This is a genomic window from Herminiimonas fonticola, from assembly GCF_040395855.1.
GTDB lineage: Bacteria > Pseudomonadota > Gammaproteobacteria > Burkholderiales > Burkholderiaceae_D > Oxalicibacterium > Oxalicibacterium fonticola_A.
On record NZ_JBEBPO010000009.1, the window covers coordinates 1 to 22,743 of the forward strand.

Sequence of the window (22,743 nt, forward strand, 5' to 3'; positions counted from 1 at the left end):
TCAGATTCAACATCTGGCCAAACAGCTCGAACGCTTCGCGCTTGTATTCCTGCTTCGGGTTCTTTTGCGCATAGCCGCGCAAATGGATACCCTGGCGCAGATGATCCAGTGCGGCCAGATGTTCACGCCAGTTCGAGTCGACCGACTGCAACATCACACCGCGCTCGAAACCGCCGAACGATTCCCGACCGACGATGGCAACTTTTGCTTCATATGCAGCATCGGTTACCTGCAGCAAACGTTCGAGCAATTCCTCGTCCGTGATGTTCGGCTCGGCTGCCAGTACGTCGGCCAGCGAAAAATCAACTTGCCATTCATTACGAACCAGCTCATCCAGCGTCTTCAAATCCCACTGCTCTTCCATCGACTGTTCAGGGACATAAGTACGGAACAAATCGGCGAAGACGCCCTGGCGCAATGAAGTAATCAACTCGGACACATCCTGCGTCTCAAGCAACTCATTACGCTGCTGATAAATCACTTTGCGCTGATCGTTGGCGACGTCATCGTATTCGAGCAATTGCTTGCGGATATCGAAGTTGCGTGCTTCCACCTTGCGCTGTGCCGATTCGATCGAACGCGACACGATGCCGGCTTCAATCGGTTCGCCTTCCGGCATTTTCAGCCTGTCCATGATGGCGCGCACGCGGTCGCCGGCAAAAATGCGCAGCAAGGCGTCGTCCAGCGACAGATAGAAACGCGAAGAACCCGGATCGCCCTGACGACCGGCACGACCGCGCAACTGGTTATCGACGCGACGCGATTCATGACGTTCGGTACCGATGATGTGCAGACCGCCGGCAGCAACCACCTGGTCGTGCAGCGATTGCCATTCATCGCTCAGTTTTTGTGCCTGCGCCGTTTTTTCGGTTTCGCTCAAGGCATCATTGGCTTCGATGATCTGCACTTGCTTGCCGACGTTGCCGCCCAACACGATATCGGTACCGCGACCGGCCATATTGGTTGCAATCGTGATTGCCTTGGGACGGCCTGCTTGCGCAATGATTTCTGCTTCGCGCGCATGCTGCTTGGCGTTCAGCACGTTATGCGGCAAGTTGGCTTTATTCAAAATACCGGACAACAGTTCGGAATTTTCAATCGAGGTTGTACCAACCAGTACCGGCTGACCGCGCTCGTAGCAATCCTGAATATCCTTCAGCATTGCACCGTATTTTTCTTCCGATGATTTGTAAACCTGATCCTGCCTATCCTTGCGCTGGTTCGGGCGGTTTTGCGGAATCACCACCGTTTCGAGGCCGTAGATTTCCTGGAATTCGTAGGCTTCGGTATCAGCCGTACCGGTCATGCCGGCCAGCTTGCTGTACATGCGGAAGTAGTTCTGGAACGTGATCGACGCGAGTGTCTGATTTTCGTTTTGAATCCGCACACCTTCCTTGGCTTCCACCGCCTGGTGCAAGCCATCGGACCAGCGACGACCTGTCATCAGACGGCCGGTAAATTCATCGACGATCACGACTTCATCGTTCTGCACCACGTAATGCTGATCCTTGTGATACAGCGTGTGTGCACGCAATGCCGCATACAAATGATGGATCAGGGTGATGTTGGCGGCATCGTACAGCGATGCGCCTTCCGGCAACAAACCCATGCTCGTCAGAATCTGCTCGGCTTTTTCATGCCCTGCTTCAGTCAGCAATACCTGATGGGCTTTTTCATCCTTGGTGTAATCGCCCGGCACTTCTACCGTGCCTTTGCCGTCCGGCGTTTCTTCGCCGATCTGCAGCGTCAGCAGAGGCGGCACTGCATTGATCTTGTGATACAGCTCGGTATGGTTTTCTGCCTGGCCCGAGATGATCAGCGGCGTACGCGCTTCATCGATCAGGATCGAATCGACTTCATCGACGACGGCAAAATGCAGGTCGCGCTGCACGCGATCGGCCGTATCGTAGACCATGTTGTCGCGCAGATAATCGAAACCGAATTCGTTATTCGTGCCATACGTAATATCGGAGCTGTAGGCAATCTGCTTGGCATCGTGATCGATCTGCGACATATTGACGCCGGTCGACAGACCGAGCCAGCCGTACAGCGTGCCCATCCATTCGGCATCGCGTTGTGCCAGATAATCATTGACGGTAACGACGTGGACACCCTTGCCGGCCAGCGCATTCAGATAGGTCGGCAGCGTCGCCATCAGGGTCTTGCCTTCGCCCGTGCCCATCTCTGCAATTTTCCCGTAATGCAGCGTCATGCCGCCTATCAGCTGCACATCGAAGTGGCGCATCTTCAAGACGCGCTTGCTGGCTTCGCGGCAAACGGCAAACGCTTCCGGCAGGAGATTGTCTATATCCTCACCCTTGGCGAGACGCTCCTTGAATTCCGGCGTCTTGGCCTGCAAGGCAGCATCCGATAGCTGTTCCATCGCCGGCTCGAGGGCATTGATTTCACGAACGGTCTTTTGATATTGCTTGAGTAAGCGCTGATTGCGGCTACCGAAAATCTGAGTCAGTAATGACATGCTTGGATTCTAAAAAAGGCGCCTTGAAACAACTGGATACAGCAAGAAAACTCACTTGGACTGCATCAAATTGGGCTGGGCTAAATTGTGGATTTTATCATGTGCTTTCCGGCATATTGGGCTTATCAGTCCGGAAACAATAGCTACTTGCTGAAAGCGATGCCGATCCGACGCGTTCAATGCAGACTATATTGACATTCGCTTATCAGCAACGACCACGACGTTCACTACAGGATACCGCCAAATACATGGCTATCACCGTCATTTAGCCGCAAGTCTGGCCTGATTGGCACCTGCCAGCAGAAACTTGTGCGGATCCTGTGCCACGCCCTTGATGCGCACCTCGAAGTGCAGATGCGGCCCGGTCGAGCGGCCGGTAGTGCCGATATCTGCAATATGCTGGCCGCGTCGCACAATATCGCCGACCTGCATCAACAACCGCGAGGTATGCGCATAACGCGTGATCATATCGTTACCATGATCGATCTCCATCATGTTGCCGTATTGCGGATGAAATTCAGCGACGGTCACAACGCCACCTGCTGCCGCCAGAATCGGCGTGCCGATAGGCGCGGCAAAGTCGATGCCTTCATGCATGGCACTGCGCCCGGAAAAAGGATCGAGGCGCCGGCCGAAAGTCGAGGCGTTATAGCTGACGTTGACTGGCTGGCTGGTCGGCAGCAACTTGGATTTGATCTTGTCGCTCATGAGTGTTGATTCAACGACATTCATGTAATCGGCACGCCGTTCCACATCATGCGCCATCGCATCAAGCAGCGCCTTGAATTCGGATACAGTCAGATCACGACTGCTCGTGCTGTCCATGGGTTCCATGCCGCCACGTCCAGGCATTTCCTTGAAATTGAATTCGCTCGGCTTGACGCCGGCCAGGCCCTGCACGCGCTCGCCGAGCGCATCCAGACGCATCAACTGCGCCTGCATCTCGCCGACACGGCGCGCCATCAAGGCCAGATTCTCTTTAAGGAATTTTTCTTTTTGCGCTTCGTCGCCTTGCGCGTTCGCGGTGAACATTTCACGCAATGGCGATGGCATATGCGCCGCATTGCTGGACACCAGATAGAACAGCAAAGACGTCATCAGCAAAAGCGCCACCACCAAACCGGCAACACCCAGCATCAGGTGCCGATGCGTCAGAGTGACGGATTTGGCATGGGTAAAACGTGGGTGCAACAAAATAATCTGCATCGCGACTCCCTTGCCTCGCCGGTCGGCAGCGAGGTGTGATAAGGTTTCATGACGATGCGCGCACCTTCATTTACCCCTTTCAAGCAAAACACTCCTTCGCAAAAAAATGCAAAGGGTGCTGCGGAATTTCTACGTTCCCACGACAAGATGGCGGCGCTCATGCCGTCCATCACGCGTATGGCCGCACTGCAAAAAGACTGTGCGGCAGCGTTGCCAGCCATGTTTATTCATTGCGCTGTATTGCAATTCGAGGCAGACCAGCTGGTTCTGTCCGTACCGAATGCGGCACTGGCTGCGAGACTGAAGCAGCAATGTCCAAAACTGCAAGACGAATTGCTGCAGCGGGGTTGGCAGATTAATTCAATCCGCCTCAAAGTGCAAGTAAGCAAAACACTTGCAAAATCAACAGCTTCCACCCCTTTGGTGCTGCCGACGCAAGCCCTTTCGGCATTTTCCGAACTCAATGCGGCACTGGAAGACTCACCACGCAACCAGGCATTGAAGAATGCACTCGCTGCAATGATGCAGCATCATCGCAGCGCGAAATAAAGTCAGAAGCACATTCAAAAACGAAGATAGAACAGACGCCGTTGCGACATGAGTGCCGCGATACCGCATGACGCCTGCCGTTTCGCAGACGTCAGACCGTCAGTTCAGCACCCACTCCAGCCCGGCCTGGCGCGCATAGTCTTTGGGCGCCGCTTCAATCCGGTCGAAGGTGACGATTTCATAAGCATCAGGCTGTTCCAGCAAGGCGCGCACCAGCAGATTGTTCAACATATGGCCGGATTTGTGTGCGTTGTAGCTGGCAATCAATGGATGACCGACCAGATACAGGTCGCCGATCGCATCCAGAATCTTGTGTCGCACGAATTCATTGTCGTAACGCAGGCCGTCGGTATTGAGAATCCGATATTCATCCATCACGATCGCGTTTTCCAGCGAGCCGCCGCGGATCAGGCCCATGCCGCGCAGGGTTTCCATATCCTGCATGAAACCGAAGGTACGCGCACGCGCCACATCTTTTACATACGATTCAAAACTGAAGTCGATTTCCGCAGTCTGACCAGTGGCATCGACGGCAGGATGATTGAATTCGATGAAGAACTTGAGCTTGAAACCTTCATACGGCTCCAGTCGCGCCCAGATTTCGCGCTCACCACTGCCGTGGCGTACTTCCACCGTTTTCTTGATGCGGATGAATTTTTTGGCCGCTTCCTGTTCCTGCAAACCGGCTTGCTGCAACAGGAACACGAAGGACGATGCGGAGCCATCCATGATAGGTACTTCTTCTGCTGTCAGGTCGACATACAGATTATCGATACCAAGGCCGGCACAGGCCGACATCAGGTGTTCGACCGTCGATACCTTGGCATCGCCCTCCTGCAAGGTGGAAGCCATGCGGGTATCGCCGACGCGCAGCGCTTGCGCGGGCAACTCCACCACCGGATCAAGATCGACGCGATAGAACACGATGCCAGTATCGACAGGAGCTGGACGCAACGTCAATTCCACCTTGGTTCCGGAATGAAGGCCTACGCCGACGGACTTGACTAATTGTTTGATGGTGCGTTGTTTTAACATCACAAGATTATAGCAATCAAACCTTGAAACAGACATCGCGGCCACCGGCCATATTGCGCGGAAAACAACAGCCATGCGAGCACAAGGAAGTTGCCCGACCAGCCTCATTCTCTTGCACAAAATAAAAACGGCGCCCTGGGCGCCGCTTCTCATGCTTGCACGGAAACCGTGAAGCTTAGATTTGTTCCAGCAATTTTTCTGCTGTCGATACTTCCAGATGACCGCTGTCTTCCACGTTCAATTGCTTGACGACGCCGTCTTCCACCAGCATCGAATAACGTTGCGAACGTACACCCAGGCCGCCCTTGGTCAAATCGAATTCCAGACCCAGCGCCTTGGTGAAGGTGCCGCTGCCGTCAGCGATGAAACGCACTTTACCGGCTGCTTTTTGGTCACGGCCCCATGCGCCCATGACGAATGGATCGTTTACCGAGATGCACCAGATTTCATCAACGCCTTTGGCTTTGAACTGGTCCGCTGCCTTGATGTAACCAGGCGCGTGTGTTTCGGAGCAGGTTGGCGTGAATGCGCCTGGCACTGCGAAAATTGCGATTTTTTTGCCTTTGGTTGCTTCGTGCACCATGACTTTGCTTGGACCAACGGAACAAGCTTCGCTTGCTACGTCGACATACTCTGCGAGCCGCGCTTCTGGCAGCTGATCACCAATTTTGATTGTCATTGCGAATTCCTTTGATTGATTTATAACGGCAGTGCCGATTAGAAAACGCCGCGCACGGGGCGCGGCGTAGAAACCGAAGTATGCCTTGTTCTGACTGTTTTTGCAGGCAGTTTGATAACTTGCATCAAACTGCCTGCCGGCAACAGAAAAAACGCGGCAGAAATCAGCAGGAAGTCAGTAAGGCTGCTTGCTTAGTCAGCCTGTTTGCGCAGGAAGGCTGGAATGTCATAGGTTTCCATACCGTTCTTTTCCAGTGCGCGCACGGTGTCCGACGCCGATTCACGGCGCCATACTGCCGGCGCCTTCAAACCGTCAAACGAAGCCGCCGGCTGGGCGCTGCCCTGCATCATGCCGGTGTTGGCCATCATCGGCTCATTGTGCGTACCGGTGCGCAACATTGGTGTTTGCACCAGTTGCACGCCTTTACGCGCACGACCCAGACCGGTCGCAACTACGGTAACGCGGATGTCGTCGCCCATTTCATCGTCGTACGCGATACCTTGCGCAATCGATGCATCAGGTGCAGCGAATGCACGCACGGTTGCCATGACTTCCTTGATTTCCTTACCTTTGAGGCTGCGGCTGGCGGTAACGTTAACCAGCACACCGCGCGCACCGGACAAATCGATACCGTCGAGCAAAGGCGAAGCAACTGCCTGTTCCGCTGCAATGCGTGCACGGTCAACGCCATGCGCTGTTGCGGTACCCATCATTGCCTTGCCTTGCTCGCCCATGATGGTTTTCACGTCATTGAAATCGACGTTGATGTGACCAGGAACGTTGATGATTTCGGCAATACCGGCCACCGCGTTGTTCAGCACGTCATCGGCGTGTTGCAGCCATTCGATCATGCTGTCGTCTTCATAGATCTCTTCCAGTTTTTCATTCAGGATGATGATCAGCGAATCGACATGCTGGCCCAGCGCTTCCAGACCTTCATCGGCGATGTCCATGCACTTCTGGCCTTCGTACGAGAAAGGCTTGGAAACCACAGCCACCGTCAATGCACCCTGTTCACGCGCGATTTGCGCAATGATAGGTGCGGCGCCGGTACCAGTACCACCGCCCATGCCTGCTGCGATGAAAACCATGTGCGCGCCGCGCAATGCGTCTTCGATACGCGGACGGGTTTCTTCAGCCAGTTGACGGCCGACTGCAGGCTTCATACCGGCACCCAAACCGGTTTCACCGATTTGAATGACGTTATGCGCCTTCGACAATTGCAGCGCTTGCGCATCGGTATTGGCGACGATGAACTCCACGCCGGATACGCCTCTGTTGATCATGTGTTGCACCGCGTTGCCACCCGCACCGCCGACGCCAACCACCTTGATCACGGTCCCTTGTGCCACATTTTCGAGCATATCGATTTCCATGATATTTCCTTAAAGAAGTTGCAGTTTCCAGTTGCTAATCCTCACGCGGTGTGACGACTAGCAACTGCTAACTGCGGGTTAATACAAAATTAAAATTTAAAAAACCAAAAACAGAACTTAAAAACCAAAACTTAAAAATTACCCAGGAACCATTCCTTCATACGACGGAAAATCGCGGTTGCCGATCCATCCTGACGCGTGACGATGTGTCCGCGCAGATACTGCTTCTTCGCTTCCAGTAACAAACCCAACACTGTTGCATAACGCGGACTACGTACTACATCTGCCAGTTGGCCGTTGTATTCGGGCGTACCCAAACGCGCAGGCTTCAGGAAAATATCTTCTGCCAATTCCACCATGCCGGGCATCATCGAGGTGCCACCGGTCAAGACAATGCCGGACGACAGCACTTCTTCGTAACCGGATTCGCGCACCACCTGGTGCACCAGCGAGAACAGCTCTTCGATGCGTGGTTCGATAACCGCCGCCAGCGCCTGGCGCGACAAGGCGCGCGTACCGCGATCGCCCAGACCCGGCACTTCCAGCGTTTCGCCCGGATCGGCCAGCACCTGCTTGGCCATGCCGTAACGCAGCTTGATTTCTTCCGCTTCCGCCGTCGGTGTGCGCACGGCCATTGCAATGTCGTTGGTGATCTGGTCGCCGGCAATCGGGATCACTGCCGTATGACGAATCGCACCTTCGGTGAAAATCGCAACATCTGTCGTCCCGCCGCCGATGTCGATCAGCACCACACCCAGTTCTTTTTCATCCGGCGTCAGCACCGCTTCGGCAGATGCCATCGGCTGCAGAATCAGATCGGACACTTCCAGACCGCAACGACGTATACATTTGACGATGTTCTGCACGGCAGAAACTGCACCGGTGACGATGTGCACTTTCACTTCGAGTCGGATGCCGCTCATGCCGATTGGTTCACGCACGTCTTCCTGATTATCGACAATGAATTCCTGCGGCACCGTATGCAGCAATTGCTGATCGGTCGGAATGTTGACCGCCTTCGCCGTTTCAATCACACGTGCAACATCGGTCGCCGTGACTTCCTTGTCCTTGATCGCTACCATGCCGCTGGAATTGAAGCTGCGGATGTGATTGCCGGCGATGCCGGTAAACACATTGCGTATCTTGCAATCGGCCATCAGCTCGGCCTCTTCCAGTGCACGCTGTATCGATTCGACTGTCGCCTCGATATTGACGACCACGCCCTTCTTCAAGCCGCGCGATTCGTGCTGGCCCAGACCGATCACCTCGTGACGTCCATTCGGCATCACCTCCGCCACCACGGCCACTACTTTCGAGGTGCCGATGTCGAGACCAACGATCAGGTTTTTTGCGTCTTTTGTCATGTTTTTCCGCTTACTTTTTTTTACTCTCAGATCCGACTTTCAGTCCTTGCGCCTGCAAGGCCAGACCGTTCGGATAACGCATATCGATACTTTCAATTCTGTCCTGCAAGCGTGCAAGCAATTGCGGATAAATTCCCACCAGTCGCTCCACACGTTCCTTCAAGGTCGTACTGCTTTTCTCCCTGCCCAACTCTACCGTCACGCCATTGCTCAACTTCATCGTCCACGCATAACGCCCGGACAGATACAGCGTTTCCACTGTCACATTCATGGGTGCAAACCATGCGTTCAAATCGTTCAATCTGGCGACCACTTCCTTCTCGCTGCCCAGCGGGCCGTTGAATGCCAGCAGCTCTGCATCCTCTTCCGCTTCGGCCAGATTGGCGGTAAATACATCGCCTTTGGTCGACAGCAACCGTCCGTCTTCGCCCCAGGTCCCAAGCGGCGTGTGCTCTTCCAGCATCACCGTCAAGCGGTTCGGCCATTCGCGACGCACGGTGGCCTTGCGCACCCACGGCACCGCTTCAAACGCCTGCCTTACCGATTCCAGATTCGCGGTAAAGAAATTTCCCTTGATGCGCGACAAAGCCGTACTGCGCACCGTGAGCGGATTAATGTGGCGCAATTGCGCCTGTTCCGCACCCTCGATGCGAATGACCTTCAGCGTAAAGTACGGCCTTTGCGCGACCCACCACAGGCAGGCAGAAATCAGTGCGAGCGCAACCAGCCCGAACAGGGCATTGGCGGTTGCATTCAGCATTTTGATGTCTTGCCACATAGCGCGCTCTATCGTCCTAAACGTTGTGTGACGGTTTCAATTCGGTTTTTGCGGAACGCAAAATCTCTATGCACAAATCTTCATAACCGGTACCCGCCACCTTGGCCGACATCGGCACCAGCGAATGGCTGGTCATGCCGGGCGACGTATTGATCTCCAGCAGGAAAGGCTCATTGTCCGATTCGCGCACCATGAAATCGACACGCGACCAGCCGACGCAACCGATGGCATTGAATGCGCTGACCGCCAATGCCTGCACGCGCTTGGTGAAAGCTTCGTCAAACGGTGCCGGACACAGGTATTGCGTATCGTCGCTGAAGTATTTGTGTTCGTAATCGTAGTTGCCTTGCGGTGCGCGTATCTCGACGATGGGCAAGGCGCGCGCATTACGGCCGCTGCCGATTACCGGCACTGTCAGTTCACGTCCCTTGATGAACTGTTCGACCAGCACCACCTCATCGTATTTGGCGCACAGATCGAAACCGGCCTGCATGCCATCCGCTGCCTCCACTTTCGCAATACCGATGGTCGAACCTTCATGCGGCGCCTTCAGCATCAGCGGCATACCGAACTCTGCAGCTACTGCATGCAATTGATCGATGGTCGTGTGCTGCGCATCCAGTACGGTGAATTTTGGCGTTGGCACACCCTGGCTCAGACAGATACGCTTGGTCATCACTTTATCCATCGCGATCGACGACGCCATCACGCCGGGGCCGGTATAAGGAATACCCAACTGCTCCAGCGCGCCCTGCAAAGTGCCGTCTTCGCCGTAGCTGCCGTGCAAGGCAATGAACACGCGATCGAATTTTTCCGCCGCCAATTCGGCCAGACTGCGCTCGGCCGGATCGAAGGCATGTGCATCCACGCCTTTGCTTTGCAGCGCCGCCAGCACACCCTTGCCCGACATCAAGGACACTTCGCGCTCGGCAGAACGCCCGCCGAACAACACGCCGACCTTGCCGAATTCCGTTTTCAAATTTTGTCCTGTTGTCGTCATGTTTAAACCTGATCCTGCATTTGCTTCAACTTGGCCGGTACACCGCTGATCGAACCTGCACCCATCGTAATCACGACATCGCCATCCTTGACAATATTCATGATGGTCGATGGCATGTCGGCGATCTGCTCAACGAATACCGGATCGACTTTGCCGGCCACACGCAATGCATGTGCCAGCGTGCGACCATCGGCGGCAACGATAGGTTGCTCACCGGCGGCATACACTTCTGCCAGCAACAGCATGTCGGTAGTCGACAGCACCTTGACGAAATCCTCGAACAAGTCACGTGTGCGGGTATATCGATGCGGCTGGAATGCCAGCACCAGGCGACGGCCCGGATACGCGCCGCGCGCTGCTGATATCGTTGCTGCCGTTTCCACCGGGTGATGACCGTAATCGTCCACCAGAGCAAACGAGCCAGCAGGCTTGCCGTTGACGTCCCGAATATTTATTTCGCCATAACGGGTAAAGCGACGGCCGACACCGTTGAATTCCGTCAGCGCCTTTTGCGTCGCCTTATCGTCTACACCTAGCTCACGCGCAATCGCCACTGCGGCACAGGCATTCTGCACGTTATGCATGCCAGGCTGATTCAGACTGACCTGCATAGGTGCATAACCCTTCTGAATCACTGTGAACTGCATATGACCATCCACCGCTTTGGCATCGACAGCGCGCACCATCGCATCTTCATGAAAACCGTACGTCGTGATCAGCTTGGAAATGCGCGGCATGATTTCACGTACGGTCGCATCGTCCAGGCACAGTACCGCAACGCCGTAAAACGGCAGACGCTGCGTGAATTCGACGAAGGCCGTTTTTAGTTTTTCAAAATCGTGCTCATACGTTTCCATATGATCGGCATCGATATTCGTGATGACTTCAATCACCGGCGACAGGTTCAGGAAGGAAGCATCGGATTCATCGGCTTCCGCCACGATGAATTCGCCGGTGCCGAGTTTGGCATTTGCACCCGCGCTGTTCAGCAAGCCGCCGATCACAAACGTCGGGTCCAGTCCGCCTTCGGCCAATACGCTGGCGACCAGACTGGTCGTCGTGGTCTTGCCATGCGTACCGGCAATCGCAATGCCGCGTCGCAAACGCATCAGTTCAGCCAGCATCATCGCGCGCGGCACGATGGGAATATGTTTTTCACGCGCCGCAACCACTTCCGGATTGTCCTGCTTGACTGCGGTCGATGTCACGATCGCATCGGCATTGGCGATGTTTTCTGCTGCGTGTCCGAGTGTCACTTTGGCACCCAGTTCAACCAGACGGCGCGTCGCCGCATTACTGCCCAGATCGGAGCCGGAAATGGTATAGCCGAGATTCAGCAACACCTCTGCGATGCCGCTCATCCCGCTGCCGCCAATTCCGACGAAATGAATATTTTTGACTTTGTGCTTCATATGTTCTTCACTAACTTTTCAAGTACATCGGCGATGGCGGCATTCGCATCGCGCCGGCCGTTCGCATACGCTGCTTCGGCCATCTGTTTGCATTTTTCACGCGTCATGTTTTGCAGCAGGTCCGCCAGACTAGGTGCCGTCAATTCGCTTTGCGGCAAATGAATCGCCGCCTGTTGCTGTTCCATCCAGCGCGCGTTATCGCGCTGATGCGTGGTGGTCGATACCAGCAAAGGCACCAGTACGCTGGCCACGCCGGCTGCCGTCAACTCGGAAACGGTGATTGCACCGGCGCGACAGATCACCAGATCCGCATCCGCATAACGGCGCGGCATGTCATCAATAAAATCCACCACTTCCGCTGCCACGCCGGCTTGTGCATAGCGTGCGCGCAAGTCATCGATATTTTTCTTGCCGGACTGATGCGTCACCAGCGGGCGTTGCTCCGCCGGAATCAGGGCCAGCGCCGTCGGCAGCGCCATATTCAATGCCTGCGCGCCCAGACTGCCGCCCACCACCAGAATTTTCAGCGCACCGCTGTGCTGCGCATAGCGCTGTGCCGGCGGCATCAGCGCACTGATTTCAGCACGCACCGGATTACCTGTCACCAGCGCCTTGTCAGCTGCGCTGCCAAAATCTGCCGGAAAACCGAACAGCACACGCTGCGCAATCGGCGTCAGCGTCTTGTTCGATAACAGCAAGGCGGCATCGGCATTCAGCAATACCAGCGGTATGCCGCGCAATTTCGCCATCCAGCCGCCCGGCACCGTCACGTAACCGCCCATACCCAGTACGACGCCGGGCTTGCGCCGCGCCAGAATCGAGAAGCAGGTGCCGAAACTGGCCAGCAGGCGGAACATGCCCGTGACCGTATGACGCAAGCCTTTGCCGCGCAAACCGGAAAAGGAAATCGTATCCATCGCAATACCGCTCTTCGGCACCAGATCGCGCTCCATACCATGCTCGGTACCCAGCCACGTCACTTCCCAGCCGCGCGACTGCATCGTGTCGGCAATCGCCAGGCCCGGGAAAATGTGGCCGCCGGTACCGGCTGCCATGATCAACAGCCGCTTATTCATATGCGACCGCCTTTCATCAACACGCGGTTCTCGTAATCGATGCGCAACAGAATCGCGAGACCTATGCAATTGATCAATACGCCGGAGCCGCCATAACTCATCAGCGGCAAGGTCAAACCCTTGGTCGGCAACAGGCCGAGATTCACGCCCATGTTGATGAACGCCTGCACGCCGATCCAGATGCCGATTCCCTTGGCGACCAGACCCGCAAAGGTCAAATCCATTGCAATCGCCTGCCGGCCGATTTCAAACGAGCGCTTGATGATCCAGTAAAACAGAGCGATCACCACAAAGACGCCGACAAAACCAAGCTCTTCTCCGATCACTGCCAGCAGAAAATCGGTATGCGCTTCCGGCAGGTAATGCAGTTTTTCGACACTGCCGCCCAACCCGACACCGAACAACTCGCCACGCCCGAATGCAATCAGCGAGTGCGACAATTGATATGCCTTGCCAAGCGCGTTTTCTTCTTCCCACGGATTCAGATACGCAAAAATACGCTCGCGACGCCACGGCGACAGCAAGATCACCATGCTGAAAATACCGACCAGCGTCGCGCCTATGCCACCGAACCAGATGCCGTTGATACCGCCCAAAAACAGGATGCCCATCGCGATGCAGACGATCACGCCGAAAGCGCCCAGATCCGGTTCCAGCAACAACAGCAGGCCGACGAAGCCGATCGCCAGCGTCATCGGCATGAAACCCTTGGTCAGCTTGTGCATCACCTGCTGCTTGCGCACCGTGTAATCGGCGGCGTACAGCACGACGAACAATTTCATCAATTCAGACGGCTGCAGATTGAAGACCTTGAACGACAACCAGCGACGCGCACCGTTAACGCCCTTGCCGACGCCAGGTACCAGCACCAGCACCAGCAGAATCAGCGTCGCGACGAACAGGTAAGGCGCAAGTTTCTGCCAGGTTTCCATCCGCACGCGGAAGGCCAGCAAACCGGCAATCAGCGAAACACTGATGAACATCGCCTGCCGCGTCACGAAATGCGCATTGTCGTAACGTGCGTACTTCGGTGAATCCGGCAGCGAGATCGAAGCCGAATACACCATCACCATGCCGAACAGCATCAGCAACACCACGACCCATACCAAAGGCTGGTCGTAGGCCATCATCTTCGAGCGCTGGTCGAGACTGGTCACGGCTTTTTTGGCCGCTGCACTGGAAAATGATGGGAAGGCGAATTTCATATCGCAACCTCGCCGCGCGACAAACCGATTTCACGCACGGCATCGACAAACACTTGCGCGCGATGCGCATAATTCCTGAACATGTCGAGACTGGCGCAAGCCGGCGACAGCAACACTGCATCACCGGCCTGTGCCAGCTCTGCCGCCTTCTGCGTCGCTTCTTCCAGCGTCATGCAATCGGTCAATTCAACACCGGTAGCTGCAATCGCAGCACGGATGCTTGCTGCATCCTTGCCGATCAACACAACGGCGCGCGCATATTTCGCGACCGGATCAGCCAGCGGCGAAAAATCCTGTCCCTTGCCATCGCCGCCGGCGATCAGGACCAAATGCTTTGCGCCGCCATCCTGACTGACGCCCAAACCATTCAATGCCGCTACCGTGGCACCAACGTTGGTGCCTTTGCTGTCGTCGTAATACTCGACACCACCGATAGTCATCACATGCTCAACGCGATGCGGTTCACCGTGATATTCGCGCAAGCCGTGCAGCAACTGTGCAAACGACAAGCCGATCGCACGGCACAGGGCCAGCGCCGACAAGGCATTGATCGCATTGTGCTGCCCGCGTATCTTGAGCGCATCCACCGGCATCAGTTTTTTCGTCGAGATCGCCAGTTCGACGTTCTCTTTCTTGCGACGTTTTTGCGGCAACTCTTCTTCCGCTACCGCTACCGACAGCCAGCGCATGCCGTTTTCATCGGCCAGGCCGAAGCAATCTGCCTGCTCTGCTTCATCGGCCCCGAAGGTGATAACCGTGGCAGATGGCAAAGCCATTTGCATGACCAGCGCATCGTCGCGATTGAGTACGCGTACCGTGCTGCTGCCGAAAATACGCGCCTTGTCGTCAGCATAGGCAGCCATGTCGCCGTGCCAGTCCAGATGGTCTTGCGTCAGATTCAATACCGTCGCCACATCTGCCTGCAGGCTATAGGTGAAATGCAACTGGAAACTCGACAGCTCCAGCACCCACACTTGCGGCAATTGATCGTCAGCCACTGCCTGATCGAGCCTGTCCAGTGCAGCCGGGCTGATGTTGCCGGCGACCTGCACACTCAGTCCGGCGCGCTGGCACAGCAAGCCGACCAGGCTGGTGACGGTCGTCTTGCCATTGGTGCCGGTAATTGCGATGACTTTCGGCGCGTAATTTCTTTCTTCCTTCAGCGCCGCCAGCGCCTGCGCAAACAATTCGATTTCGCCCCACAGCGGAATTTCCTTTTCTTCCGCAACAGGAATCAGTGCTGCCAGTTCACGCACAGGCATCAGCCCCGGGCTGACCGCAACGAAATCGATACCATCGAGCAAGGCAGCGTCGAAAGTGCCGGCAATGAATTCAGCCGTCGGCGCCAGTGCGCGCAATTGCGGCAAACGATCCGGTTGCGCGCGCGTATCCGCCACGCGCAGCGACGCGCCGCAGCGGACCAGCCACTGCGCCATCGCCAGCCCGGATTCACCGAGCCCTAGCACCAGAACATGTTTACCTGCGTAATTCATCTTTATATGTTTCTCTCACGCTTAGCGTAATTTCAATGTGGACAAACCAAACAGCACCAGCATCATCGTGATGATCCAGAAACGCACGACGACCTGTGTTTCCTTCCAGCCTTTTTGTTCAAAGTGATGATGCAGCGGCGCCATCAGCAAGATGCGGCGGCCGGTACCGGTGCGCATCTTCGTGTATTTAAAGTAGGCAACCTGGATCATCACCGACAGCGTTTCCACCACGAATACGCCGCCCATGATGAAAAGCACGATTTCCTGCCGCACGATGACGGCGATGGTGCCGAGTGCACCGCCCAATGCCAGTGCACCGACATCACCCATGAACACTTGCGCCGGATGCGCGTTGAACCAGAGGAAGGCCAGACCTGCACCTGCCATCGCACCGCAGAAAATAATCAATTCGCCGGCACCCGGAATATGCGGAATGAACAGGTATTTGGCGTAAGTGACGCTACCGGTGAGGTAGGCAAACAAACCCAGCGCCGTACCGACCATCACGGTCGGCATGATCGCCAGGCCATCCAGGCCGTCAGTCAGGTTGACCGCATTGCTGGTGCCGACGATGACGAAATACGTCAGCGCGATAAAGCCCCACACACCCAGCGGATAGCTGATGGTTTTGAAGAATGGCACGATCAAATCCGCTTTCGGCGGCAAGTCCATGCTGAAGCCCGATTGCACCCAGGCGACAAACAGATCGAGGAATTGCGAATTGCTGGGTGCAGAAACCGAAAACGCCAGATAGACAGCCGCGAACAAACCGATAATCGATTGCCACATGTATTTTTCGCGCGAAGCCATGCCTTTGGGATCCTTGTAGACCACCTTGCGGTAATCATCGACCCAGCCCACAGCGCCGAAACCCAGTGTCACGATCAGCACGACCCAGACGAAACGATTGCTGAGATCGGTCCACAGCAAGGTCGAAACTCCGATCGCCAGCAAAATCAATGCACCACCCATGGTCGGTGTGCCGCTTTTGATCAGATGCGTTTGCGGTCCGTCGGTACGCACAGCCTGTCCGACCTTCAGGCGCTGCAGCATGCGGATGACCATCGGGCCAAAAAACAGACCGATAGCCAGCGCCGTCAAGGTCGCAAACACGGCGCGAAAGGTAATGAAATTAAAGACCCGCAACGGTCCGATTTCATCCTGAAAATGTTGTGCCAGCCAGAGCAGCATATTAGTGGGCTTCCTGAGTTTGTTGTCCGAGCAAATGCTGTACCACGCGTTCCATTTTCATGAAACGCGATCCTTTCACCAGCACCGTTGCATCTGCAGCGAAGATCGCTGCAAGTGCATCGTTTAATGTTTCCACGCTGTCGTAATGCTGCGCGCCGGCACCGAATGCGCTGACGGTGTGACGCGCCAATTCACCCAGCGTGAGTACATGCTCAATTCCGTTTGCACGCGCATACGCGCCGATTTCTTCGTGATATTGACGGCCGTCGCTACCGACTTCACCCATGTCGCCCAGCACCAGGATGCGCGGCGATGCAGTCTGCGCCAGCACGTCGATCGCAGCACGCACCGAATCCGGATTGGCGTTATAGGTATCGTCGATCACCAATGCGCCACTGGCCGCAATCTTGCGTTGCAAGCGTCCGCTGACCGGCGCAAAGGTTTGCAGGCCGCGCACGATCGCATCCGCTGCAATACCGATTGCCAGTGTGCAGGCAATCGCGGCCAGCGCATTGCGCACGTTGTGCACACCGGCAGCCGACAAGGCGACGGTAAATTCTTGTTTGTCTGCAGTGATCGACAAATCGCTGCCGAAGGCATTCGCCACGTAAGTGCAACGCACATCTGCATCGTCCGAAAAACCGAAAGTCAGCATCTTGCGTTGCGCTGCGTATTCGCGCCACAGCGGCGTAAATGGATCGTCGGCCGGGAACACGGCCGTGCCATCTGCAGGCAAGCTGGCAAGTACTGCGCCATTTTCCCTGGCAACAGCTTCCACGCTCTCCATGAATTCCTGATGCTCGCGCTGCGCATTGTTCACCAGCCCGACCGTGGGCTGTGCAATCGCCGACAACACGGCGATTTCACCAGGATGATTCATGCCCAGCTCAATCACTGCTGCCTTGCACGCTGCATTCAAACGCATCAGCGTCAGCGGCACGCCAATGTCGTTATTGAAGTTGCCGCGCGTCGCCAGATAGTTATCCGTACCGAAAGCGGCATCGAGAATCGCGGCGATCATTTCCTTGACGGTGGTCTTGCCATTGCTGCCGGTCACGCCTATCAGCGGCAAATTGAATTGCCGGCGCCAGTAGCAGGCCATCTCACCGAGCGCAATGCGCGTATCCGGTACGATCAGTGCGGGAACATTCAAGCCGGCAGGAATGGTTTCCGCAACGACAGCAGCGACCTTGCGTTCTGCCACTTGCGGCAGAAATGCATGTGCATCGAAACGTTCGCCGCGCAAGGCGACGAACAAATTGCCGGCGGCCACATTGCGGCTGTCAGTCGACACGCCGTCGAACGCGGCATCGCTGCTCGCGGTCGCATTCTTGATCGCTGCCTGAAGCATGTTCAAGGTGGCTTTCATCAGCTCGCTCCCTGCATCACGCGCGCAGACAATGCCAGTGCGGCATGATCGGCATCGAGGAACGGCTGCTTGCGGCCCTTGATTTCCTGATACGCCTCATGGCCTTTGCCGGCCAGCAGGATGACATCCTGCTTCGCCGCATTCCTGCCTGCATACAGAATCGCCGTGGCGCGATCTTCCATGATGTGCGGCGCATTTTTGTCAGCATCTATACCGGCCATAATGTGCGCAATGATGGTGGCCGGTTCTTCGTAACGCGGATTGTCGCTGGTCACGATGATGTGATCGGCTGCCATCGCTGCCTTGCCCATTTGCGGACGCTTGCCTGCATCGCGATCGCCGCCGCAACCGAACACGCACCACAATTCACCGCCGCGCTCGTTAGCCACTTCGCGCAGGGTCGCCAGGGTTTTTTCCAGCGCATCCGGCGTATGCGCATAATCGATCACGATCAGCGGTGCTTCACCGCCACCGAGCTGCTGCATGCGGCCGGGAACGGATGTCAGCGCCTCGACTGCCGCAATCACCGCGTTCAAGGCAATTCCTTTTGCCAGCAGGATGCCGATAATGCCGAGCACATTGCTGACATTGAATTCGCCAACCAATTGCGTTTTAACCTGTGCTACACCGAACTTCGATGTGAGCTGGAAGCTGGTGCCGGCGTGCGTGCTGCGAATGTCGCTGGCGCTGAGCAGGGCGATGTCGGCAGCACTTTGATTCGTCAATGAATAGCCGGTGATGCCGACGCCAGGCTGCCGACGTTGCAAACGTTCGACCACGCGCACACCCATGGCGTCGTCCAGATTCACCACTGCGTGGCGCAAGCCCGGCCAGTCGAACAGCACTGCCTTGGCTTCTTCATACGCCGCCATGTCGCCGTGATAATCCAGATGATCGCGTGTGAAATTGGTGAACAGGGCCATATCGAAATGCATGCCGGACAAGCGCCCCTGATGCAAGCCGATCGAAGACGCTTCAATCGCCAATGCAGTGGCGCCGGCATGACGCATATTCACCAGCTCACGCTGCAGCAACACGGCATCCGGCGTGGTGTAACCGGTTACATTGAAGGCACCATGTTCGCCATGAGTGAATATGCCTACGCCCAGCGTGCCGATCACGGCAGTCGGCTGGCCCAGACGCGACAAGGCATTGCCCAGCCATTGACTGCACGAAGTTTTTCCATTGGTGCCAGTGACGGCAACGGTAAACATCGTGCGATCCGGGTGGCCATAATAGGCAGCGGCAATGACGCCAGCGTACGCTTTCAGGTTATCGATGGCCAGATGCGGCACATTCCATTCTTCATGCCAGTTGCAGTCAGCCGCTTCATACAGAATGGCTTGTGCGCCACGTTCGATGGCATCGGAAATATAGGCACGACCATCCGCTTCATCGCCAGGATAGGCAAGGAAGACATCGCCTTTGCCGATGCTGCGCGAATCGGAGGCCAATTCGGCTACTGGCGCTGCAGCTTGCAACCAGGCGAGAATTTCCGTCAATGCGGTGTGCGTCAGGGCGGACATTACATGTTCTCCTGGGCGGCATCGGCCGGAATGATGATGTTGGTGACGCTGGAATCAGGCGCTACGTTCATTGCACGCAATGCATTCGCCGTCACTGCCGAGAATACCGGCGCAGCAACCTGGCCGCCGTAATGCTTGCCGGCACTCGGCTCATCGATCATCACGGCAACGATGATGCGCGGATCGGAAACCGGCGCAAAGCCGACGAAAGACGCCACGTATTTTTTGACGTACTGACCTTTTTCCAGTTTGTAGGCAGTACCGGTTTTACCGGCTACCCGATAACCCGGCACCTGCGCCCGCGGTGCGGTACCGGTCGGGCCGGCAGCCATTTCCAGCATGCCGCGCGTCAGCCGCGCATTTTTTTCACTGATCACGCGCTGACTGATGGGTTGATCGCTGGAACGCTGAAAGGTCAGCGGGATCATTTCGCCATCGCGCGCAAAAATCATGTAGGCATGTGCAATCTGCAGCAGGGAAGTTGAAATGCCGTGGCCGTAGCTCATGGTCGCCTGCTCAATCGGGCGCCACGATTTGTATGGACGCACACGACCCGCCACTGCGCCGGGGAATCCGACTTTTGGCTGCTGCCCGAATCCGACCGAAGTAAACATGTCCCACATTTCCTGCGGTTGCATTTCCAGTGCGATCTTGGCGGTACCGACGTTGGATGATTTTTCAATCACCTGCGACACGGACAATAATCCGCCTGCATGTGCATCACCGATCGTCGCCGTACCGATCTTCAGCTTGCCCGGTGCGGTTTGGATCATCGTATTCGGCGTGATGTACTTGTGTTCCAGCCCCAATGCGATGGTGAAAGGCTTGAGCGTCGAGCCTGGCTCGAAAGTGTCGGTCAATACGCGATTGCGTAATTGCGCGCCGGTCAGCACCGAGCGGTTGTTTGGATTGTAGGTCGGTAAATTAGCCAATGCCAGTACTTCACCAGTCTTGGCGTCAAGCACGACAATGCCACCCGCCTTGGCTTTGCTTTGCTCTACCGCCTCTTTCAATTGGGAAAAAGCGATGTACTGGATCTTGCTGTCTATCGACAAGGCCAGATCCTTGCCATCGTGCGGTTCGCGCACCGATTCAATATCTTCGACGATGCGGCCCAATCTATCCTTGATGACGCGACGATTACCGGTCACGCCGGCCAGCGTTTTTTGAAACGCCAGCTCCATGCCTTCCTGCCCCTTGTCTTCCACATTGGTAAAGCCGACGACATGCGCCATGACTTCACCTTCCGGGTAGTAGCGCTTGTATTCCTTGCGGGTATCGATGCCGGCAATGCCGAGCTTGAGTATCTTGTCGACCGTATCCAGTTCCACCTGACGTTTCAGATAGACAAAACTGCGATCGGAATCCAGCTTTCTGTTCAAATCGCGCTCGCTCATGTCGAGCAACTTGGCCAGCTGGCGCAATTTATCTTTCGGTGCTTCCAGCACATCTTCCGGAATCGCCCAAACCGCGCGCACCGGAATCGAAGAAGCCAGCACCTGACCGTTGCGATCGGTAATCTTGCCGCGTGTGGCCGGCAATTCCAGCGTGCGCGCATAACGCGAAGCACCCTGCTTTTGCAGAAAATCGGTCGACATACCCTGCAGCCAGAGCGCGCGTCCGGCCAACGCCAGGAAGGCGGCAAAAATCAGGAACAGCACAATGCGTGAACGCCAGGCCGGTAACTTCGTCGCCAGCACCGGGTTGGAAGCGAACGGCACGCCTTTGGAAGCGGCGGTGCGGGAAGTACGCGAGCTAGTACGCGTCATTTCTCCCCCGTCGTCAGGTATTGCGTGCTGGCAGGCGACACCGGCACCATGCGCAAATCGCGGCGCGCATTGAATTCGATACGCGCATGTTTGCCCAGCGTCGATTGATCAAGCTGCAATTGCGCCCACTCGATGTCCAGCTGACGCGCCTGCGCCTGCGCACGCTCAAGTTCGATGAACAGACTGCGGAATTTATAGTGTGCGTTCACCACCGACAAGGCGCACACCACCAGAATGCAGGTGAGAAAAAAACTGATGCGCCCGCTCATGATGCCGCTCCGGCAGCCGGCAGACGTTCGGCGATACGCATCACAGCCGAACGCGCGCGCGGATTGGCGCTGATTTCAGCCGCAGAAGGTTTTACCCGGGCAATCAATTTCATTTCAGGTTGCGGCAGATCGACGGCACGAATCGGCAGGCGGCGGTCCGGCTGCGGCACGTTGGCTTTGCCTGCCATGAACTGCTTGACGATGCGATCTTCCAATGAATGAAAGCTGATCACAACCAATCTCCCGTGCGGAGCCAAATGTCGATACGCTTCGCTTAAAACTACTTCGAGTTCTTCAAGCTCCTGATTGATGAAAATCCGGATAGCCTGAAAGGTGCGAGTGGCCGGGTCCTTGCCTTTCTCGCGGGTTTTGACGGCGCGTGCCACGATCTCGGCAAGCTGTCGTGTGCTTGAAATTGGCTGGACTGCCCTGCCAGCAACAATCGCCTTTGCAATCTGAAAAGCAAACCGTTCTTCCCCATATTCTCGTATCACTTTCTCGATTTTTTGTTCGGTTTCCGTTGCCAGCCATTCCGCTGCCGACATGCCTCTGGTCGTATCCATGCGCATGTCCAGAGGGCCATCCGCACGGAAGCTGAAACCACGTGTCGCATCGTCGACCTGCGGCGATGAGATTCCCAGATCCAGCAACACCCCATTTACCTGCGCTATACCGCGAGCTGCCAATGCCGTACTTAAAGTTGCAAAACTGTCGTGCACGATATCGAAACGCTTGTCAGCAATGGTCGCGGCATTCGCAATGGCTTGCGTATCCTTGTCGAACGCCAGCAAACGGCCATCAACACCCAAACGCTCCAGAATTTTCCGGCTGTGACCGCCGCGCCCGAAAGTGCCATCGATGTACATGCCATTCGCACGATCACCTTCCAGCAACAGCGCATCGACCGCCTCATCCAGCAGCACCGTACGGTGCTGGTATTGCTGCACCGCTTCTACATTCATCACGG

General features: G+C 56.0%; 19 protein-coding genes. 1 reads left to right on the forward strand and 18 read right to left on the reverse strand.

The window, feature by feature from the left end; genetic code table 11:
* Together secA and ABWP27_RS02540 are read right to left on the reverse strand one after the other, a co-directional pair.
* A partial coding sequence (gene secA, locus ABWP27_RS02535) for a preprotein translocase subunit SecA (RefSeq protein ID WP_353153074.1) occupies window positions 1-2,479 on the reverse strand: 2,479 nt, incomplete at its 3' end.
* Between the two features lie 261 nt (window positions 2,480-2,740).
* The gene (locus ABWP27_RS02540) at window positions 2,741-3,685 is read right to left on the reverse strand and encodes a M23 family metallopeptidase (RefSeq protein ID WP_353153076.1); all 945 of its coding nucleotides are present in this window, start codon (window positions 3,683-3,685) and stop codon (window positions 2,741-2,743) included.
* 48 nt (window positions 3,686-3,733) lie between these two features.
* Between ABWP27_RS02540 and ABWP27_RS02545 the strand changes: the two genes are divergently transcribed.
* A complete protein-coding gene (locus ABWP27_RS02545; RefSeq protein WP_353153078.1) occupies window positions 3,734-4,234 on the forward strand; it encodes a DciA family protein in 501 nt (166 codons plus the stop codon).
* A gap of 99 nt (window positions 4,235-4,333) precedes the next feature.
* Here the strand turns inward: ABWP27_RS02545 and lpxC are convergent, their stop codons facing one another.
* The 16 genes from lpxC to rsmH all read right to left on the reverse strand — a co-directional run bounded on the left by lpxC (window position 4,334) and on the right by rsmH (window position 22,738).
* The gene (lpxC, locus tag ABWP27_RS02550) at window positions 4,334-5,269 is read right to left on the reverse strand and encodes a UDP-3-O-acyl-N-acetylglucosamine deacetylase (RefSeq protein ID WP_353153080.1); all 936 of its coding nucleotides are present in this window, start codon (window positions 5,267-5,269) and stop codon (window positions 4,334-4,336) included.
* Window positions 5,270-5,444: 175 nt separating this feature from the next.
* Window positions 5,445-5,948: a peroxiredoxin gene (locus ABWP27_RS02555; protein ID WP_353153082.1), complete on the reverse strand. Its 504-nt coding sequence runs from the start codon at window positions 5,946-5,948 to the stop codon at window positions 5,445-5,447.
* Window positions 5,949-6,139: 191 nt separating this feature from the next.
* Window positions 6,140-7,324 (reverse strand): cell division protein FtsZ, encoded by a 1,185-nt coding sequence (ftsZ, locus tag ABWP27_RS02560; protein ID WP_353153084.1) that lies wholly within the window; start codon window positions 7,322-7,324, stop codon window positions 6,140-6,142.
* Window positions 7,325-7,455: 131 nt separating this feature from the next.
* The gene (ftsA, locus tag ABWP27_RS02565; protein WP_353153086.1) at window positions 7,456-8,688 is read right to left on the reverse strand and encodes a cell division protein FtsA; all 1,233 of its coding nucleotides are present in this window, start codon (window positions 8,686-8,688) and stop codon (window positions 7,456-7,458) included.
* A gap of 10 nt (window positions 8,689-8,698) precedes the next feature.
* Entirely contained in the window at window positions 8,699-9,466 is a 768-nt protein-coding gene (locus ABWP27_RS02570) for a cell division protein FtsQ/DivIB (protein ID WP_353153088.1), read from the reverse strand.
* Between the two features lie 16 nt (window positions 9,467-9,482).
* Entirely contained in the window at window positions 9,483-10,466 is a 984-nt protein-coding gene (locus ABWP27_RS02575; RefSeq protein WP_353153090.1) for a D-alanine--D-alanine ligase, read from the reverse strand.
* Window positions 10,467-10,468: 2 nt separating this feature from the next.
* A complete protein-coding gene (murC, locus tag ABWP27_RS02580) occupies window positions 10,469-11,878 on the reverse strand; it encodes a UDP-N-acetylmuramate--L-alanine ligase (protein ID WP_353153092.1) in 1,410 nt (469 codons plus the stop codon).
* Window positions 11,875-12,954, reverse strand: coding sequence for an undecaprenyldiphospho-muramoylpentapeptide beta-N-acetylglucosaminyltransferase (gene murG, locus ABWP27_RS02585; RefSeq protein ID WP_353153094.1), 1,080 nt, complete (start codon window positions 12,952-12,954; stop codon window positions 11,875-11,877). The genes murC and murG overlap by 4 nt, the downstream gene beginning before the upstream one ends.
* A complete protein-coding gene (gene ftsW / locus ABWP27_RS02590; RefSeq protein ID WP_353153096.1) occupies window positions 12,951-14,159 on the reverse strand; it encodes a putative lipid II flippase FtsW in 1,209 nt (402 codons plus the stop codon). The genes murG and ftsW overlap by 4 nt, the downstream gene beginning before the upstream one ends.
* Window positions 14,156-15,652: a UDP-N-acetylmuramoyl-L-alanine--D-glutamate ligase gene (murD, locus tag ABWP27_RS02595; RefSeq protein ID WP_353153098.1), complete on the reverse strand. Its 1,497-nt coding sequence runs from the start codon at window positions 15,650-15,652 to the stop codon at window positions 14,156-14,158. Before murD ends, ftsW begins: the two co-directional genes overlap by 4 nt.
* A gap of 21 nt (window positions 15,653-15,673) precedes the next feature.
* A complete protein-coding gene (gene mraY / locus ABWP27_RS02600) occupies window positions 15,674-16,843 on the reverse strand; it encodes a phospho-N-acetylmuramoyl-pentapeptide-transferase (RefSeq protein ID WP_353153100.1) in 1,170 nt (389 codons plus the stop codon).
* A gap of 1 nt (window position 16,844) precedes the next feature.
* A complete protein-coding gene (locus ABWP27_RS02605; protein WP_353153102.1) occupies window positions 16,845-18,212 on the reverse strand; it encodes a UDP-N-acetylmuramoyl-tripeptide--D-alanyl-D-alanine ligase in 1,368 nt (455 codons plus the stop codon).
* Window positions 18,212-19,738 carry a UDP-N-acetylmuramoyl-L-alanyl-D-glutamate--2,6-diaminopimelate ligase gene (locus ABWP27_RS02610; RefSeq protein ID WP_353153104.1) on the reverse strand — a complete coding sequence of 509 codons (1,527 nt, stop codon included), beginning with the start codon at window positions 19,736-19,738 and terminating at the stop codon, window positions 18,212-18,214. The genes ABWP27_RS02605 and ABWP27_RS02610 overlap by 1 nt, the downstream gene beginning before the upstream one ends.
* Entirely contained in the window at window positions 19,738-21,507 is a 1,770-nt protein-coding gene (locus ABWP27_RS02615; RefSeq protein WP_353153105.1) for a peptidoglycan D,D-transpeptidase FtsI family protein, read from the reverse strand. The genes ABWP27_RS02610 and ABWP27_RS02615 overlap by 1 nt, the downstream gene beginning before the upstream one ends.
* Window positions 21,504-21,776 (reverse strand): cell division protein FtsL, encoded by a 273-nt coding sequence (gene ftsL, locus ABWP27_RS02620; protein WP_353153106.1) that lies wholly within the window; start codon window positions 21,774-21,776, stop codon window positions 21,504-21,506. Before ftsL ends, ABWP27_RS02615 begins: the two co-directional genes overlap by 4 nt.
* A complete protein-coding gene (rsmH, locus tag ABWP27_RS02625; protein WP_353153150.1) occupies window positions 21,773-22,738 on the reverse strand; it encodes a 16S rRNA (cytosine(1402)-N(4))-methyltransferase RsmH in 966 nt (321 codons plus the stop codon). The genes ftsL and rsmH overlap by 4 nt, the downstream gene beginning before the upstream one ends.
* Window positions 22,739-22,743: the final 5 nt, after the last annotated feature.

Excerpts from the sequence above, each read along its gene's own strand:
- ABWP27_RS02540 (WP_353153076.1), bottom strand. The coding sequence starts at position 3,685 with ATGCAGATTATTTTGTTGCACCCACGTTTTACCCATGCCAAATCCGTC.
- ABWP27_RS02545 (WP_353153078.1), top strand. The coding sequence starts at position 3,734 with ATGACGATGCGCGCACCTTCATTTACCCCTTTCAAGCAAAACACTCCT.
- lpxC (WP_353153080.1), bottom strand. The coding sequence starts at position 5,269 with ATGTTAAAACAACGCACCATCAAACAATTAGTCAAGTCCGTCGGCGTA.
- ABWP27_RS02555 (WP_353153082.1), bottom strand. The coding sequence starts at position 5,948 with ATGACAATCAAAATTGGTGATCAGCTGCCAGAAGCGCGGCTCGCAGAG.
- ftsZ (WP_353153084.1), bottom strand. The coding sequence starts at position 7,324 with ATGGAAATCGATATGCTCGAAAATGTGGCACAAGGGACCGTGATCAAG.
- ftsA (WP_353153086.1), bottom strand. The coding sequence starts at position 8,688 with ATGACAAAAGACGCAAAAAACCTGATCGTTGGTCTCGACATCGGCACC.
- ABWP27_RS02570 (WP_353153088.1), bottom strand. The coding sequence starts at position 9,466 with ATGTGGCAAGACATCAAAATGCTGAATGCAACCGCCAATGCCCTGTTC.
- ABWP27_RS02575 (WP_353153090.1), bottom strand. The coding sequence starts at position 10,466 with ATGACGACAACAGGACAAAATTTGAAAACGGAATTCGGCAAGGTCGGC.
- murC (WP_353153092.1), bottom strand. The coding sequence starts at position 11,878 with ATGAAGCACAAAGTCAAAAATATTCATTTCGTCGGAATTGGCGGCAGC.
- murG (WP_353153094.1), bottom strand. The coding sequence starts at position 12,954 with ATGAATAAGCGGCTGTTGATCATGGCAGCCGGTACCGGCGGCCACATT.
- ftsW (WP_353153096.1), bottom strand. The coding sequence starts at position 14,159 with ATGAAATTCGCCTTCCCATCATTTTCCAGTGCAGCGGCCAAAAAAGCC.
- murD (WP_353153098.1), bottom strand. The coding sequence starts at position 15,652 with ATGAATTACGCAGGTAAACATGTTCTGGTGCTAGGGCTCGGTGAATCC.
- mraY (WP_353153100.1), bottom strand. The coding sequence starts at position 16,843 with ATGCTGCTCTGGCTGGCACAACATTTTCAGGATGAAATCGGACCGTTG.
- ABWP27_RS02605 (WP_353153102.1), bottom strand. The coding sequence starts at position 18,212 with ATGAAAGCCACCTTGAACATGCTTCAGGCAGCGATCAAGAATGCGACC.
- ABWP27_RS02610 (WP_353153104.1), bottom strand. The coding sequence starts at position 19,738 with ATGTCCGCCCTGACGCACACCGCATTGACGGAAATTCTCGCCTGGTTG.
- ABWP27_RS02615 (WP_353153105.1), bottom strand. The coding sequence starts at position 21,507 with ATGACGCGTACTAGCTCGCGTACTTCCCGCACCGCCGCTTCCAAAGGC.
- ftsL (WP_353153106.1), bottom strand. The coding sequence starts at position 21,776 with ATGAGCGGGCGCATCAGTTTTTTTCTCACCTGCATTCTGGTGGTGTGC.
- rsmH (WP_353153150.1), bottom strand. The coding sequence starts at position 22,738 with ATGAATGTAGAAGCGGTGCAGCAATACCAGCACCGTACGGTGCTGCTG.